At 46.6% G+C, this 18,440-nt stretch carries 8 protein-coding genes; 3 read left to right on the top strand and 5 right to left on the bottom strand.

Going from position 1 to position 18,440, the window contains the following annotated elements:
* Positions 1 to 194: 194 nt before the first annotated feature.
* Together D568_RS0106755 and D568_RS0106750 are read right to left on the bottom strand one after the other, a co-directional pair.
* Positions 195 to 2,057 carry an Ig-like domain-containing protein gene (locus D568_RS0106755; protein WP_020208828.1) on the bottom strand — a complete coding sequence of 621 codons (1,863 nt, stop codon included), beginning with the start codon at positions 2,055 to 2,057 and terminating at the stop codon, positions 195 to 197.
* A 66-nt stretch (positions 2,058 to 2,123) separates the two neighbouring features.
* Positions 2,124 to 5,837, bottom strand: coding sequence for a TonB-dependent receptor domain-containing protein (locus tag D568_RS0106750; RefSeq protein WP_020208827.1), 3,714 nt, complete (start codon positions 5,835 to 5,837; stop codon positions 2,124 to 2,126).
* Positions 5,838 to 6,261: 424 nt separating this feature from the next.
* Here D568_RS0106750 and D568_RS21030 point away from each other — a divergent pair, with 424 nt between their 5' ends.
* The 3 genes from D568_RS21030 to D568_RS0106725 all read left to right on the top strand — a co-directional run bounded on the left by D568_RS21030 (position 6,262) and on the right by D568_RS0106725 (position 13,306).
* Positions 6,262 to 8,634 carry an Ig-like domain-containing protein gene (locus tag D568_RS21030; protein ID WP_020208825.1) on the top strand — a complete coding sequence of 791 codons (2,373 nt, stop codon included), beginning with the start codon at positions 6,262 to 6,264 and terminating at the stop codon, positions 8,632 to 8,634.
* A 154-nt stretch (positions 8,635 to 8,788) separates the two neighbouring features.
* Complete coding sequence (locus D568_RS0106730) at positions 8,789 to 11,845, top strand: LamG-like jellyroll fold domain-containing protein (protein WP_020208824.1); 3,057 nt, start codon at positions 8,789 to 8,791, stop codon at positions 11,843 to 11,845.
* 441 nt (positions 11,846 to 12,286) lie between these two features.
* Positions 12,287 to 13,306, top strand: coding sequence for a GGDEF domain-containing protein (locus D568_RS0106725; RefSeq protein WP_020208823.1), 1,020 nt, complete (start codon positions 12,287 to 12,289; stop codon positions 13,304 to 13,306).
* A gap of 207 nt (positions 13,307 to 13,513) precedes the next feature.
* Here the strand turns inward: D568_RS0106725 and D568_RS0106720 are convergent, their stop codons facing one another.
* The 3 genes from D568_RS0106720 to D568_RS0106710 form a co-directional block, all read right to left on the bottom strand.
* Positions 13,514 to 15,391: a sulfatase-like hydrolase/transferase gene (locus D568_RS0106720; protein ID WP_020208822.1), complete on the bottom strand. Its 1,878-nt coding sequence runs from the start codon at positions 15,389 to 15,391 to the stop codon at positions 13,514 to 13,516.
* 937 nt (positions 15,392 to 16,328) lie between these two features.
* Complete coding sequence (locus D568_RS0106715) at positions 16,329 to 16,664, bottom strand: hypothetical protein (RefSeq protein ID WP_020208821.1); 336 nt, start codon at positions 16,662 to 16,664, stop codon at positions 16,329 to 16,331.
* Between the two features lie 534 nt (positions 16,665 to 17,198).
* Positions 17,199 to 18,410, bottom strand: a complete 1,212-nt coding sequence (locus D568_RS0106710; RefSeq protein WP_020208820.1) for a replication protein RepA — start codon at positions 18,408 to 18,410, stop codon at positions 17,199 to 17,201.
* Positions 18,411 to 18,440: the final 30 nt, after the last annotated feature.

The following is an 18,440-nucleotide window of genomic DNA, read 5'->3' as shown; positions in this document are numbered from 1 at the left end:
CTGATAAGATCAGTATGTGAACACGCCAGTTAAGCGTGTTTCAGTATAAAAATTCAATCTACCAATATCAAAAAGCTAAGAGCCGATATGTCCTATCCACACCGATCTTAATGAAGCTAGAAACCAACAGCATTTATGGGGTTACAAAAAAGAGCCGCTCCGAAGAGCGGCTTATGAACGACAGTAAGCTGTAATTATTCTTCAATGACCAATGAGTACTCATCGAAGGTAACACTGTCACCGGCCTCTAAACCGTACACGGCAAACTGAGACATGACAGCCGCTTGCGCAGCTCCATCGGCATCCCAGCTGGTCGGCACAGTGAAAGTTCGCTCACCTGATTGCAGTGTAAACTCTACGTATTGCCACTCCGAGGTATGCACTAGCTCGGCTTCAAATACCGCAGCAAGCGGTGCATTACGACGCTCGAGACCGGCATAACTCTGATGACCAGTAAATTGCCAAGGGTGAATATACTGACGCAAAGTCACCGGACCTTCGGCATTGGTATCAAGCTTAACCCAAACATTAGTTGAAAACTCTACGCCGTGAGACTCCGGTACTCGGCCCAGGGAGGCTCCAAAGAAGTTGTTAGGCCCAGTGCTCCACATTTGATACCACATACCATTGGGCACAGTTTGTGGATCAGCGTCTACTGTGTTGACCGTCATTTGTACGCCGTTACCCACAAGGCCTTCGGATGAAGTCGTAATACTGGAGTCACCCAACGCATTCCAGAAAGCACCACCGCTAAACGCATCACTTTCCATTTGGTAATCGAATGCCCAGGGTGTGGCACCGTCGTAGGTATTAATCGGCTCACACGCATGGTTTGGCACCACGCTGACATCAACTGATGCATTACTTACATCGCTTACCTCAACACCGCCTGTTTCACCACTTTTTAGTGCCGCAGTTATTTTGGTAGTTGTACCGGCAAAATTATTGTCGGCACCGCCATCAAGCATGGCAATTTCACCAAAGCCCATTGAGCTTGTACCTAGAATAGGCATCTGCCCGCTGTTGGATGAACTCCAGTTATAGGCATATTCACCCGATAGATCACCCGCAACCATGTTGGGCTCTACCCGGACCGCAGACATCGTACAGGACGGAACGGACTTTTCCCCCGGCTGATCTTCGTTCAGGCTTAAAAAGAACGATTCAATTACGTTGATAGAAACCGTTTTTTGTAAGCTAGGATCAGCTTGGCTTGTAACCGTCATTGTTGTTTCACCAACTGAAATACCTTCAACCATACCGTTTTCGTCGACAGTCGCAATGCTGGTATCTTCAATTTGGTAGTTAAGGGCCGTGCTGCATGCATAATATGGAACCGTTTCTACCCCAGAATCTACCTCTAGCCCCTTGGGTACATCTAACGATTCAGGAACACTTAAATCGGAAACCAAATCGTCTTCCGCCGTTACGGTTAGCTTGATGGTGCGCTTTGTACGGCCCGCTCCGTTGTCCAGGGCGTAATCAATGTTGTAAACATGTTGCGCGGGAAAATCTAAATAGCCATCCCCCTGACGAACAATATCACTCGCTTCAATTGCCCCTTCATATATTGTAGGAATAAAATCTGAGTTGTCGCACGAACGCAGCGCCTCATCAAACATAGAAGGCGTGATAACCAAGGTATTACCCTCAACGTCAAAAGGCGTAATCATGTCATCGCCAATTTGCGGGACGGGGAGTGAAGCGGGAAATATTTCAATCTCACCAGCTTCGGCCAACTCCACTGGATCCTGCCCATTCGCCCAGTTGTCACGGGGGTAGCGTATCTCAGCCCCATTAAACAACCAGTCTACTGGGTAAACACCCTGCGAGTCAGGGGTGAGGACTTCTCCGTTTACTGTAGCCCCTTGAGTCAAGTCCACAACAACGGTACCTTCTTGACGGTCGGTAATGTTGACTTCTATAACCTCTGAATCAAACACCACCGGTGCATCGGCACCGTAACCCAAATCAAAGCCTTCGTCTGAACCGCCGCACGCAGTTAATGCCGCACTGACCGCGATAGAAATACCGCACATTTTAAACATCTTATTCATTGTACCTTCTCCAATTTTTTATCGTTTCGGCAGGCCGCAACCTGCCGAACAGGCGTTATTAGTGGATTAGAAACTCATGCGCAGAGCCAAACGGAAAGACCGGCCGATGCGATACTGCGCATCGGTGCGACCATCGTAAACACCAGAATCATCCATCGGGTTACCTTCATCCCATACTTCGGCGCCTTCAAAATCACCCAGCTGGCGGTTTCTTGCCGTGTAAAACTGCCGGGTTATTTCATCAGTAATGTTTAAGGCATGGAATGTCAGGCTGAACGTATCATTGATGTTGTAGGTGCTACTGAAATCCAAATTTTCAGTGGGGTCCTGCCATACGGCACCACCAAACGTGCCACCATCAACTAACTGGATACCGGTGTATTGATGTGCCAAACGAAGCTCCCAATCGCCGTACTCCCAGAATACGGTAGTATTTGCGGTATGCTTAGGCGTATTGGCCGCAGGTAATGGATCGCTGAAGTAATCAGTACCATCAACGCGAACGGGGTCGCGCTCTGATTCTTGATAGGTGTAATTCATACTCAAGCCTAAACCAGACCATGCGTCAGGCAATGAGTCAAACATTTGCGTATAGCCCAACTCTACGCCGGTAATGGTCTGGCCATCACCATTTTGAACTTGCGAAATAATGGCGGTATGACAATCAATAAAGACCGGCTCAAGCGACTGGGGCCCATGTGCACGATGCGGCATACAAGTGGTGCCACTCTCATCAAGTACATCTCCAGGCTTAATCGATTCATCGTAAGGAAGAAGAATGCTCAGATCATCCAAGTCGTAATCGGATCGAACATCCTGATAGTAATAACGAGTGTCAACATCCTCTTCAAAGTTATCCATATCTTTATGGAACAAGGCAACAGATAACATATCGCCTTCACCAAAATACCATTCGTAAGATAAGTCTAAGTTCTTAGATTCAAGTGGCTTCAACGATGTGTTACCTGAAGAGCCGTTCGCAAAACTATCCCACTGGTTTTCATTGATTTGCAAACGTGGCGCCAAAGAATCAAACCTTGGACGCGCCATGGTTTTCGATGTCGCGAAGCGCAGAATCATATCTTCCGTCAACATGTAATTCAGATTTAAACTGGGCAACCACGCTTCAAATGAACCACTACCGGCAGTTTCTGCGTTGCGGAAGTTGGCGACAGGTGTGTTACCGGCAGGCCCCGTAAAAGCTGTTGCATAATCAACATAAGGCTGCAGGCCGCCACGGAAAGCACGTGTGCGTAAACGATCCTTATAACCGGTTAAGCGCAACTCACCATCAACCATCTCATAGATCTGCGAAGGTATTGCACTGTTTTCGACGAAAACAGGGTTATTCGGATCAGAGTAATCAACACGCAATACACGGTTCACATCATAATCGGGCGCCCCTGTGCTATCCACAAAACGCCAATCAGGTGATGGAACACCCGTTTCTGGAGCTTGAACAACCGCACCTTCAACGGGGATGGTGTTATCGTTGTCGTAATCGTAGGCGTGAGTAATTCGCCAATCCCAACAATCACGTAAGTCGCCAATATTTTCCCAAGGGGATGCGGGACCCGCTAGGCTTTGCGATGGCACATCACACGCGGGTAGGTTTTCATTCGCCAATTGACGCTCAACAATCAGATCGTACCAATCAACCGCGTGAGGGCCGCGATACCACTGGATTGATCCATAGGCAGAAGCCTCTGTTTCATCTTTGACATAACGCACACCCACATTACCGGTCAGACGGCCTTCCATAAATTCGAAGTTACCTTTTAAGTAGGCTGCCTGCGTATCAGTTTCAATAACACGTGATTGCGATGGGTCGGAGCGCATGCTCACGGTATCCGGATCGGCCCCGGTAAAAGCAGCAACGGCTTTATAGGGGTCAATTTGCGGCCAACCGTAGAAGAAGTCGTTACTACGATTTTCAACCAAGTCTTCGGCAAAATTATCCACTGGGAAAGCACCCGGCTCGAGCATATCGACAACATGAATACTGTCCATACCCGAGCCACCATAACTGATATCCGGATTGCTCTCATCAACCAGGGTCGCAGAGTTCTGTCCTATTTGGCGGTCGGTAAATACATCTTTTTCACGATTGGCGATTTTTACACCGAACTCAACGTCGGTTATATGGAAAGCGTCTACATGCCAGTCGAAGTCCAGGTTTAGCGTGGCGTTGGTATCTGACTGCTCGCGGAAGGTTTGCGACAAATAACCCAAATGATTTGCGTACAAATCATGCGGCACAAAGCGAGAATGAATGTTATTCCAAGTACCGTATACAGGATCGTAGTTGGCTTGCCGTTCACCGGAAAGGACGGAGCAGTCGCCGGTAGTGCAATCATACCCAACAAAGTCATACCAATCTTCTGACAAGTTGTTTTCGATATTATTGGTGGTGCCCCATGTTGCCGTACCCGCACCAATCCAGTCGTCTGTGTCATCGGTGGTTTTAGACCAGCCCGCTTGAACTTGCATGTCTAAATTGTCGCCAAGTTGTTGGTCCCAGCGTAATGAAACAACACTCGACTCAATCTCATTAACCCCTCGGGTACGCGCTAATAGACCGGTTCGGTCGGTTGCTCTCATACTGGCAATCGTCCGATTTTCTAGATCGATTCCGATCATGTCGGTGGTGTCTGAACCATACCCAGAGTAAGCAGTGGATGGTGCCCAATTAAAGCGAATAGTGTTGTAATCTACATCGGTCTCTGTATTGGTATACGACACGTCCAACTGTATATCTGAGGTATCGGTTGGCTGGATCTGAATACCCATGTTCGAGGTCCAACGAGTTCTTTCGTTTTGACTCATCGAGTAGTTGGTCATGTCACGAGCCAGAACGTAAAGATCTTGAACTCCCACTTGCGTTTCGGGATCATAACCCGGTAGCTTATCCAGCGTGTTGTAGTCTGGGTTTAATGAGTTCGCCACACGAATAGGCTGCCCAGTGGCTACATCAAAAGCTCGTGGACCTGCTGGATCGACATCTGTACTCGCATCAACAATCCGAATCGAATCTTGCTGCCAGTCTGTTTGGACAGAGTCTTGACGGTATTTATAGTTATCCCACGACGTGGTAAAAACAAAACCCACGGTATCGTCAAAAAATTTATCGGCAAACGTGCCATTCAAGGCGTAGTCATCTTCGCCGGAGAAATCATTGTAGCGCTGCTGAACCTGAACGTTACGACGCGGCGCATTCAAATCCAGAGGCTGGAGCGTCCGCAGGATTACGTTAGCACCCAACGATCCCTCATTCTGGTCGGCCGAGGAAGTTTTTACCACGTCAATGGACGCCAGGATATCCGATGAAAATGCACTTAAATCAACGCTTTGATCTGCTACAGCGATACCATTCCCGTTAGGATCTAACCCCCCTGTAGAACCACTGGTAAGCTCCACTCCGTTCATGGAGACTTGGTTCATGTAAGACGCCGCACCACGTACCGAAATTCGCGACCCCTCACCGCCTTCATCGGTAACCGTTACGCCGGTTACGCGAGACAAAGCGTCGGCAATATTCTGGTCGGTAGACTTACCCACGTCTTCCGCGTAAATAGAATCAGATACTTGGTCCGAGTTGCGCTTGGCATCCACCGCCCGTTCGATACTTTGGCGAAAACCGGTAACGACAACTTCTTCGAGCTGAATCAGCTCATCGTCAGCTTCAGCCTCCGAGCCAACCTCTTGAGACAAACCATGCGCGGATGTCATGGCGCCGAGAACCGCCAATGACAGAGCACTTAATTTAAAATTATTTTTCATACTTCCTCTCCAGGGCTTACTTATAATTTTTGACACTTGGGTGAGTTATAGATGGATTACGCCCATCAATGCGTACAGCATTTGAATACATGCACAGAGACTTTAGGTTTTATCTATTTATTAATTACTATATAAACATATGATGTTTAAACTTACAACATCAAAAAAAACTTTTATTGGCTATAAAAAAGTAACTTATAGTTCACTTTCAGAATAAAAATAACCAAAACCTCTAGCCTTCTTACCTGTAACACCAACAACTGCACATAAATCGCACAAAACACAAAATGCATTCATCATATGTTTGCATTTTAACCATCAAGATATTAGCTTTCTTTGCACTGATTTATCTACATCAAGTGTTAGGTCAGTTTTTCTATATAGCTCCCTGTGAGCAGAACCATAACGATAATTAGGAGAGAATATGCCCATTCCATCAAAACTCAGAACCACGGCTTGGCTTCTACTTGCCGCCTCATCTGTCGCCCACAGCCAGGGAATTCGCCCTGATGGCGCCCATGACGGTGAACTTCGCTGGCAAGAGCTTGGCAACCGCACAGATACCTTTGACGGCTCAAGCCTGGATACCTCCAAATGGATCAACAACCCCAATGATTTGGTAATCGGTGCATGGACCTTTGACGAGGACAATGCCTGGCTCGCCGATGGCAAGCTCAACATAGCTGCCACACAAGAGACCCATACTCGCAGCTTTGCCGATGCCTGCTGGGACGGCGTAGCCGGAGGCAATCCTCGCACGGTGCAACGCGAGCTGTACTATAAAAGTGGTGCGGTTAAATCCACCAATGACGGGGTTTACGGTTATTACGAAGCCTCGATTAAAGGGGTTAAGGTCTTTCCGGGGTTAAGCCCCGCCTTCTGGCTCTATAGCGACGGCCACCCTTACAACGACGCCGGCACCCCAGGCTCTGTTGATTACAGCGAGATTGATATTGTTGAGCTACAACAGGCAGACTGGCACGGCCCGGGGCCCAATGATGCAGACCCAATTAACGTCAGTGATCACAACCTTCACGCTCGTATTTTTGATGAAAATGGTAACCGAATCTGGTTGCGCCCTAAACCCAACCCAGAGACTCAGCTGCTGCAGTTTGAAGCAGATCACGACCCCTCGGATGGCTTCCACACTTATGCGGTAGAGAACCGACCGGACCGTATTTTCTGGTATGTGGACGGCGAGCTGATCGGCTCTAAGCCCAATACTTACTGGCACCGCCCAATGCATGTTATTTTCTCAATGGGCCTACGTCGTCAGTTTATTTATTACAACGCTAACTGCCAGCGCGCGGACCCTAACCCCAACACCGTCACCTCTCAAGGCTTTCCGGAAGATGCCACTATGCAAGTGGATTACGTCAAAACTTGGGAGGTTCTGCCCTCAGTTTGGCTTGAAAACCGCGACAGCTACGAGAACGACACTTTTAGCAATCAACAGCCGCTGAATGTCGAGGTGAACTATCACGGTGGGTCTAACCATCACGTAGTCGCCGGGAATTACAACGGCCTCACCGTAAATCTGGTGGAGAAAAACACAAATGGTTTTGTTCGCATCGCTGCTTCGGGCAACGACAGTTCGGTTACCTCACCAGACAAACACCATGGCGGTAAAGTGACCGTCTCTTTGGATTTGAGTCAGGTAACCCCATCGGCTGATCTTCCCGCAGGCCACTTCTATGCTCTGGCACCGGTATTTACCTCATCCGCAGGTCACGACGTCTTTAACCAGACGCCAATTGAGCCTGTGACGATTACTGGCAATACACCGACCGACCCTGACCCACAACCAGATCCGGACCCACAGCCAGACCCACAACCAGGCAATAGCGCCCTACAAAACGGCAGTTTTGAGTCTGGCAATCTGAACGGTTGGTCTGTATTAAATGGGCAACCGCGAGTCAACAGTGATGGCCGCCAGGGCAACCGCGCTTTAACCTTTAACGGCGCGACGCGTGTTGAGCAAACCATCGCGGTGCAGCCCAACACTCAGTACGAGCTAAGCGCCTGGGGTAAAGTGGCCGCACCCGGCAACAACTTTGTGCTGGGGGTTAAGGATATTAGCGCTGGCCAGTCGAGCGTACAGTACAAGAACACCGGTTATCAGCAAAAGTCTTTACGCTTTACCACCGGTGCCAACGATACTTCGGCCACGGTCTACATCTATAACGGCCAGGAATCTCACGGCGCCACGGTGGACGGAGTAAGCTTAACCGGAGGGTCGCAAGGCTCGAACGACGTTCATGTTACCGGGATTCAGGTTACGCCCGAAAACCTCAGCCTTAGCACCGGCGACACACAGCGTTTAACCGCTACTGTTCAACCGGCCTCGGCAACCAATAAAGGTATTACCTGGATGTCGGAGGAGCCGGCTATCGCCAGTGTGAACGCACAAGGCGTAGTGACGGCGCACACCAATGGCGGGCCGGTAACCATTACGGCGATTTCGGATGACGGCCTTTTTACTGACTCATCTCGGGTTACCGTAAGCTCGAATAATAATTCGGGCGGTCAGTGCTCCGGGTCTTGGGTTGCCGTTACTGGTGTAGCTTTTGAGCAGGATCAGTTGAGTCTGCCACGTAACCGGACCCATCAGTTAAATGCTAATGTAATGCCCAGTTGTGCCAGTAATCCGAATGTGTCTTACACCAGTTCTGATGCCAGTGTCGTCTCGGTGCTAGGAGACGGAAGCATTCAAACTCGACGCCGTGGTACGGCAACCATTACTGTGCGTACGAAAAACGGTGGCTATACCGACACCCTTACCATACGCGTTAATTAATCACGCGCGTTCAATCACAGCCTCCTGTTTTAAGGGGGCTGCCTTCTGACTTTCAGCGAGATCTACCAGTGAAAGAGGTAAAGCTATGCACAAAAGTGCGTTGATACTCCTCTTTTAAATTTAAGGTATAAAAATAAGTAACGGAGACTCCACAATGAGACTAACTATCGCGTTAACACTGTTGGCCTGCGCTACCAGTAGTGCTCTGGCCGCCCCCGAGCGCCCCACTATCGATCGAAACATCCATATGGCCGAAGGTCATGTGACCAACGGTGATAATCGCCACTGGCTTAACCCTTATGTGCCACCTTTAACCACCAGTAAAGACGGTCGCATTGGATTAACTCACCGGCCTTATCGAGGCGTGTTTTTTCGTTTAATCAAGCCAGAAAATATCGACGTACCTTTTCTGGATTCCGCCCCTGGCATGCAGATTATGAGTCAGCAGGAATACCTCGATGAAATGCGCCCGGACGGTGACATTCCCAACCGCAACACCAACGGCCATATGACCTTATGCGACCCTTCGGGTGACATGAGCGACAATCCACTGGCAGCACCTAACCGGCCTCGCGCTAACCCCTATGCTTGCGGCGTTAACGGGCGAGACGACTGTTATGATTTAACGGTCATTTCTCAACTCGAAAATCGCCACATTGGCGGGACCGAGGTGCACGTGCGCGTCAGCAACCCCAAGACGCCCAACGCCCGCATTGAAGCCATTACCGTAGGCGAAACCATTGAGAGTGATGTCAGCTTTTCGCAAGGCTCTTTCTTCGAACCCAGCATTACAGGTGACGGCCACCTGATGGTATCGCGCAGTGACAACGCTAATATTTCCTGGCGCCACCCCGACGGGGGCAACCGCTCTACCCGCTCGGATATTGTGTATTACGTGAATGACAACCCCGATAATTTTGCCGCCTGTGATGTGCGACAATTTACCGATCGTTATCCCATAGGCCACGCCCCCTACGATGACACTATTAACGAGCGCTATGGTTTTGCCATGCACCCGTTTGAAACCTTAGATAATCGTGGCGAGCGGCTAGTGCTTCCCGACGGATTCGGATTTGGCACTTACCCCTGGATAGATAAAAATGGTGCCAATATCACCTTCACCTCTATCGGTGGCCGACTCTCAAGATCGGGCTACCCTTTACGCTGTCCACCCGAAGTGCAAGCCAATTACGGTGGTTGTTCCGGCGGTGCCGAAAACTCACCACTCAATGGCCGCACTCTACTAGGACTGTGGACCCGAGGGAAAATGGTTCTGTTAGACAATATGATCAACCATATGGATCATATGGAAAACGTACAAGAGACTTCACACCGCGACGTCCTCTTGTATGAACCCAGCAATACCGACGATGGTTACAAACGCGTGGGCGATACTCGCAGCCGTGACATTTATACAATGCCCAATGGCAATGTCCCCAACAGTAGCTTCTTCGACTCGAACGAACATCGCTTTAACTATTTGGAACATATGCGCCCCGTTAGTCCGGCCGATGTCACTTGGCTGATGAGCACCGGACGTTCCACCGATGAAGTCGTGTTTGATGATTACTTGAACGCCAACGGTTTTATTGTTTCGCATATGGTTCAGGCCCTGCGTATCAACACTCAGTACAATGTTAAAACAGTGTTAGAAGGCCACGTTCAGAACTCAGCTACATCTCCTATTTGGAACAAACCCAATTCCGGCGAGATAACCGGTGATGGCCGGGTGGAAATCGTTGCCAACGGTGGATTCACCGGAAAAGGCTACTGGTTAGACGGAAGCAACATCGGTCTGGAATACGACATACCCGCTCAGTCACACGATGTGTTGGGCTCACCTTGGTATTACAGCGTGTTTATCGACAGCCGTAACAACCAAGGTGAACGAGTACTACTTAGCTTTCCAGACGGTTCAGAAATTCGCTTACGCGGTAATAACCAAATAGTGTTTGCCGACGATGTGGGATCGGAAGTCTACTCACTGAGCACCGCAACGACTATTCCTGAGCGCGGATGGACTCATTTGGGTTTTCAACTGAGCGATAGAAACCGTCGCATAGACACCTACGTGAACGGCTATAAAGTCGATACCTATATCGGCTCAGACGCTTTGTTTGTGTTGAATCCCGGAACCCTAACACTGGGAGAAACTGGCGCTGGTAATAGTTTTCGAGGCTGGGTAGATGACTTTAAGATTTTTGCTGAACACATCAACCCTGAGGTTGCCTGCAACCATGCCAAAGGTTCCTTGGCCGGCCTCACGGGGGCAGCACCTTCGCACTGGCAAAACATGGCCAATGCTCACCCGGATGCAAGCCACAGCGAGTTGTCAGCATTATTGGCAAGCCATGGCAAACAGACCTACAGTCGATATGTCTGCTACCACGATTACAGCGACGATTACGCCGCACATATGCAAAACATTCCTCAAGGTTTAAACCATGTACGTGAGGACATCAATTTCCCCGAAGGACCTCTTTTACAGGATCGTCCGCGTCCAGAATCACGTCAAAATGCATTTTGTTTAAGCTGCCACACAGCGGATGGACAAGGCGGATTGGATTTGGATGCCCTAGCCTTACGTGCTGGAGTCAATGCACCTTTCGACGAACGACGTCAGCCCTTGCAGCCTGACCCATACGTGTACGGAAATATACCTGCTAATTGGCTAGGCGCTGGATTGCCAAGCGCAGGGTATGTATCAGACCGCAATAATGCTCTGAATATCGATACCTACTTACTGGGGTTATCTGGTGGTAGCAATAACAACCAGACATCAAGCCAAAGTTCCAGCCAGGCATCAAGCCAGAGTTCTAGTCAAGCATCAAGTCAAAGCTCAAGCCAGAGTTCTAACCAAGCATCGAGTCAAAGCTCCAGTCAGGCATCAAGCCAGGGCTCTAGCTCAACACCTGACAACAGTATCTGTGGTCCTAACCAACCCAACTGGGTGCACGCGGAATCGGTCGTATTGGACCAAAGCGGGACTATTCAATTGCAAGTGGGTGAGCCCCTGATGCTAAACGCAACGGTTTATCCGACTTGTGCCAGTCAACCTAACGTTAACTTCCAGTCCAACAACTGGCAGGTCGTTCGCCCCCATAACTCGGGATCAATGACCGCACAAAATCCAGGCCAGGCAACGATAACCGTTGTGTCCAAGGCCGACTCTTCGATAACTGCCAGTGTCACTATTATAGTAACGCCCTAAATTTATTAGACAAAAAATAAGCCAAGCGTCGAAGATATCGATGCTTGGTTTTTTATTCAATTCCCTAAAGCTATCGCGACGATAGCGTACAAAGAGCTTTCTCTAGCGACTAAAGCGCGAAGGAATCAAGCGAAAAATATACTCAACCAAGAAGCCAGAAAAAGACTTATTTTCATTTATGTATGGCATTGCCACAACTCAAAACGACAGCATAATTCCAACAATTGACTGTTGCCTGTAGAGTATGAGCTGAGGGTAGCTCAACGCGGCTGCAAAGTGTTTAGTGAACGAGTGTCATTCTATATTGATATATTTTCTCTTTCGATAAATCTTCTCGAATTCACTAAAACTGAAAGAAAGTCCTAGTTACCAGAAAATCGTATCTGCAAATACGATTAATGTAATAATTGGTCATAATGATAGTTTAACAAGGTAATACCAGTGGACAATTCATTAAAAGGTTATTCGGATATATCTGAAAGAATAAGTATTTTAAAGGCTTTCGGTATCATCGGGGGAGCAACAACCCTAGCAATGTCCCTTTTCTCCATATATGAAAAAAATTTATATCTATCTTTATGCCTCTTAATGTCATCGTTATGTTTTTTCTCTCCGTTATATCTATTAAAAAAAAATAAAATCGAAATATCCGGGTTTCTGATTCTCTATACATTATATTCATTAATGCTTTATCTGGTGGCTACCGGAGGAAATGAAGGTTCCGGCCCAGCATGGGTATTCATTGTCCCTTTAGTTACGTATTTCATTCGAGGCCTACGAAAAGGTATATTGGATCTCGTTATCTTTGGTTTTTTAGTGTTGATTAGTTACTACATGGGAAATCTCTTTGAGATTTATCAATATGATTCTCCTAAGCTGTTATCTAGAATGCTTATATCATTCGTAATCGTATCAATACTCGGAGGTTTCTATGAATCTTTCCGGCATAAATACAATCATAAATTAATATCATTGTTACAAGAAAACGCTGATTTAGCATCTAGAGACCATCTCACAGGTTTACCCAATCGTAGGTATATTGTTGAGAAAATATCAAGTAACAATAACGACGTAAAAGCAATCGCTCTTATAGATATAGATGACTTTAAACTTATAAATGATACATTCGGACATCAAGTAGGAGATGAAGCTCTAATACATTTTTCTGAAGTTTTCGTTAAAACAAGTCGAACCAGTGATTTAGTTTCAAGATGGGGCGGAGAAGAATTTCTTTGCATTCTTAACAATACTAACTGCTCGGGCGCCGAAAAATTTCTCTCGAAACTTCAACTTGAACTCTCTAAGTCCAAATTCAATAAAAATGGTACGGAAATACCTTTTACTTTTAGCGCGGGGGTTGTGGAATTGACAACAGAAACGGACTTTGACAAAGCGATTATTGAAGCTGATAAAAAATTATACAAGGCAAAAAGTACAGGTAAAAACTGTATTATTTCCTAGATCGAGAAGACTATAACATCGAGTTTTTTCACTAGATCCAAAAAGATACAGGGCGATTGAGCTGAGTCACCGCCTCCCCTCTAGAAAATTGATGTCGATGATGGATATAAATCATAAAATTCCATATAGCTCACCACATGAGCTAATACCGGTAGAACTAAAATCTACCATTCAACCTTTGTTATTTAATTAAAGGCTACGCTTTTTTCAGTAGTTCGGCCGCTGGATATCGCGCAACTGCGGATCTGGGATCAGCTCGGGCGGAATATCCAACACTTTATCGTCAGCACCCGCGGCAAAGTTACTTAAATTGTATTGATTGTCTGTGTTCCAATCCATTTCAATGCGCCCATCACCCAAAACGATATTACCCAGTTTTTCTCTAAACCACTGGGCTAATGGTAGATACTCTTGTGTGTACGCAAGGTTGTTTCGCTCAAAGGGATCACGCCTTAAGTCGTACAGAGCCATTTCTGCCTTCACTGGATGCACCTCGAGCGCCCAGCGTATGTCATCGTTCAAAAGCGGCGTTTTCGCCGGTGTGCGACGGTCTCGGGTGCGCATAGAAAACGCAAAATCTTCACTGCGTAAATAGGCTCTGTGTCCGTTCACGAGATTCATTTCGCCAAGAATGTAATCACGCGAGAGCTCCGGGTCACTGCTAACACGCGCCAAGTCATAACCATCAAGATGACCAAAGCGGCTATCCGTTAAATCTTCACCGGCTGCCGACAAAAAAGTAGGAGCAAAGTCGACATACTCCACCATCTCATCGACCACCTTGCCCGGAGGGTATGTGTCTTTATCTGACGAAACCACGATGACGGCGCCGTTCAAAGACTGTTTCCAAGAGCTAAACTTGGCCATAATGCCCTGCTCTCCCAGATGCCAGCCGTGGTCACCGACGGTGAAAACAATCAGGTAATCGCGCCCCTGCTCTTTCGAATAGTTTTTGAATGACTCCACCGCCTGACCAATCAGGTGATCACCAAACGCAGTAAATGCATAATAATCCCTTATGGCTTGTTGCTTTTCGGCGTCGGTCATCCCATGAGTTTTCGACTCGTTATAAATTTGCATTTGCTGAGGTACAAAAGTGGCCATCTCCTCGGTGTTAAATTCAGGTAGCTTATAGTGTTTATCTGAAAATTGATTGCGAAAGGATTTGGGGGGCAATACAGGAGTATGCGGTAGATGAAAACCTAAATTGACGAATAACGGCTTGTTGCTGTCGGCCCCTTGTAGCTGTTTACCAAAGCTTGAGATGTAACTCTTGTCGCTGTTTTCAAGGTAACTCTCAAACTCCTTAACAATGTATGCATCGACAGTTTTATCCGCCGGTTGCGGATTAACGCCCCCTAAAATCAACCCTTTATTGATACGGGTATAAGCACGGAGTATATCGAATTCATCCTCAACTTTTTTCTTAACGGAGCGTTCTTCATCATTCAATGGGCGATCGGCCCTGGAAAGCGTGTAAGTTAAGCGTTCACCGTTTGAATAGTGTACCGTCTCGGTCGCGTCTTGGCGTAATAACAGAGCATCACGCAGGCCATAAGCACTGCCTGAGTAATACAGGCCACCTAAACCATTACCATTTAAATCGCGATGGAAATCGATATCAAACTCGAATATCTTCCCCTCCCCACCCAGGCGCTCAGAGATCCCCAGATGTTGCTTGCCGATAATCGCTGTGGAGTAGCCTGCATCAGCCAATAGCTGTGATACGGCCGGCCTGACAAAGTCCGCTTGCTGATGTGTTTGCTCCCAGGCATATTTACCGTTTCGAAAAGGATAGCGGCCCGTGTGCATTGAGGTACGTGACGGGCCGCATGCTGGAGACTGGTTATACGCTCGGGTAAACAGTACCCCTTCCCTGGCCAGCTGATCAATATTGGGGGACTGTACATATCCCAGCTCGCTATGGTCCTTACCCGTGGTAGCCCGATTATAGGCTTGTATTGAATCAGGCCTGTGGTCATCGGTAATGATCCACAAAATGTTGGGCTTTTGCTCGCTTCCAAACGTCTCTACCGACGCTAAAAGCAAGCAGCTTACTAAAAACGTATACGAGACTTTACGCATTGAACTGCCATATTTTGTTTATTATTTACTTTAACGTTGTTTCTGGTGTTAGCGGGCTATTGGCACCTATAGTCTCCCCTGCCCTTTCGATAATCATCAGAATGTTCGTTCGTTGTTCTAAAAGGTTGTGCTCTTTGAACTACGATCTGTTGATTGTATACAATCAACAGATCAAATTAAAGACCAACAACACCGGCCTATTATTGGTAATTCATAATAATTTTTCTCTCAGGAAATAGAGGTTTAGAAATTGGATACTTCATTAATTTACGGTCTAATTGGCGGTGCAATTTCTGTCGTGATTTGCACATGTATCTCCCAAAAGGTCAGGAACTCAAAATGTAAAGGACAGCTTCGATATGGGACGTTCCTGATTGTCGTAGCCTGGTGTTGTTTCGCCTTTGTCGGATTCGCTATCGGAGGGTTTTTATTTGATGAGAGTGTAAGAAAAGACCCTGTCGCTCTTCTTTCGATAATTGGCTTATTCTTTGGTTTTGGAATGGCCGCAATATATTGTTTCGGGGAATATTTTAAGGTACGTGGGAAGTTCGATGATATAGGAATCGATTTTTCTACTCCATGAAGAGGAAGAAAGGTAGAACTATGGTAGAACATTACTGAATGTAAGCTTTAACGCTTCGGCCAACTGGTATGTTTTGCGCTTTAAGTCGGGGAAGGTGATCCGATTATCTACCTTATTAAGTGGGCACGGAGATGTCCTAGAACTCTTGCAAGCTAAGGGCTACGTTAACTGAACCGTTGTTATCGATAATGAAGGCAAAAAATCGTTCCATGCTTGCTAAACACCTCGACCTGTCAACACTGCGCACATAGGATGGAGGCCTTTCCGCTGCAGCTGTTTGAATGTAGGTCTCCTTCTCGCACAACTGAACGTGGTGTCGAAATAAACATTGGATAAACACCTTCCAGCAGAGCGTTACTTACTTTGCTCTTCTAATTGTATTTGGCCTGATGAAGCGAGAATTTTGACGTGAGAAATAAATTTAAAGTCTAAGTTTTTCTCTATCGGCCATTTTCGCTCAATAGCTATATCTTTGAAGGTTTCAATACACATCTGAAAATCTACCACCCTAACTCCTGAGTTTAAGACTTTAATCACGGTAGCGCGTGATGGAACCCACGTAGATAAACCCACGTGCTCACTTTTAAGCGCGTGTTCGGTAGTTAAAATATAATCCATTAAATTACTTATCTGTGCAGAACTCACATTCGGTAGTTCTTGTTGAATAGATTCAATTAATTCTGTGGTCATAATTTGTACTATTTGTATTTAATCAATTTATTTAATACTACCGTTCTTTATCTATTTAGTATTGGTTATTACTAGGTATTTACAGGTCTCTATAGGGGGAGGCTCAAAATCTATCATAACATGCTGATTTATAAGTGAAAAACTCAATGATAGAAATGTTTACCTGTCTTTCATATTCAAATTGACTTCCCTGCTCCCTTTTTTGTTACTTCTGACTTTGACAGGTAATCCTCACAAAATGTAAGTTTCTCTTCACTTATGTCAGTTTTCCTTCATTAGCTGTCAGTTCACCTTCCTGGGTGTCAGTTTTCCTTCTTTGGCGAAGTTCAGGCACGTAGTTTCTGGCTTAAAAGCGTATAGATATAGAACAAAAGCGCAGCTAAATTTTCACGTTTTATGAGGTCAAAGCCGCAAGATGTGAATGCGCTAATTTAAGGCCGAGAAAGCTGAAAACTTCAAAAGAAGAAATTCTGACATTAGCGAAGAAAAAATACCGAGATAGCTAGAACAGGAAGGAATCCTGACAATCGCTTCTTATTGAGATTGTAGGTCTAGCTCTTTTTGACTGGGGGCGGCTTGGGGAGCAATGTGCGGTGGGGAGCTGATGAGTATTAAACATTGCTCTGTATCTGTATTGAAGTTGGCTTGTGGGTAGACTTCTTTGACCATACCCAGCGCTTTTATAGCCTCAACTTTAAATTGGCGTACGGTTTTAATACCTGTGCCTAATTGTTCGTGCAGTTGTTTCCAGGAAATTCTCACTACTGGTTGTCTGCCCTGCTCCATTTTCCAGTATCTAAATGTCAACCAGCAGTATAAATCGAATGCCAGGGGAGATCGTAGTCCACACAAGGTGCGCAATGCTCTAATGTCCAAAGGGGTTGCGTGGCTCAACAAAGCATCCGCAAAGGCTTCTGAAACATGTATTTCGGCCCCTTGCAGCTCACCATCGTCTTTCCTGTCCCACCACATATTGGAATCATCAGCGATGGAAACATTCTTTAAAAGGATACCTTCCTGATCTTCATTTTTGTACTTCATCGAAATGGTAAAGCTGGTCGCCAACAACGAAATTAACGAGGCACGCCATTTTCGTTCGGTGCCCTTACTCCCGGTAGACCAAGGGCGACCCATGGTGTCCTCCACAAAGGAGCGAAGCGACGGACCTAAATCGATCACACGCTTCTTCTTTTTAACAATTTCCGAACAAACATGAACGAAGATAAGTCGAGGATAAATGCCAGATGGCAAGCCAATATCATTCGGGGCTGACATAGTGACGGTTAAATCACCATTGTGACGCTCGTAATGTTGTTGGCCTTTTATAGCTCTATAGGGGAAGCCTGTTTGCACAATAGCCGATAGAGAGTAGCGGATTGGATCACTGTCTTCCATGCTACCAATTAACGCCTTGGTTACCGTTTCCACCTGCTCTTCCGGTAATAGCGCCATTTGTTGAGGTGAGATGGTAGAGGCTTGATGATAGGTGAGTTTATGATTGGATATGTACTCCACCAGATCATAGGTATCCAGCTCACCTAAATCTTCAACCGCCCCACTGTTTAATCGAAGTTCTTTACTTGGGTCTAATAGCGAAAAGGTTTTTTCTGTAATTAAGCCAAACTCTTTGAAGCAATACAGCTGGAAGCTAGTGCAATTAAATAGCTGACGCTGAGAGTTCACCTCGTTTTCCGAAGCTCCCTGCCCTCTCATCACACTTTCAACTTGTTTCCAGGTGATTTTCACAAAAACGGCCTTTGCAATAACAATTTATGA

Origin of the sequence: Gilvimarinus chinensis DSM 19667, assembly GCF_000377745.1 — a bacterium.
Taxonomy (GTDB): Bacteria; Pseudomonadota; Gammaproteobacteria; order Pseudomonadales; family Cellvibrionaceae; genus Gilvimarinus; species Gilvimarinus chinensis.
The sequence above is the reverse complement of the archived record's forward strand: the minus strand, read 5'-3'. Positions and strand labels throughout refer to the sequence as shown.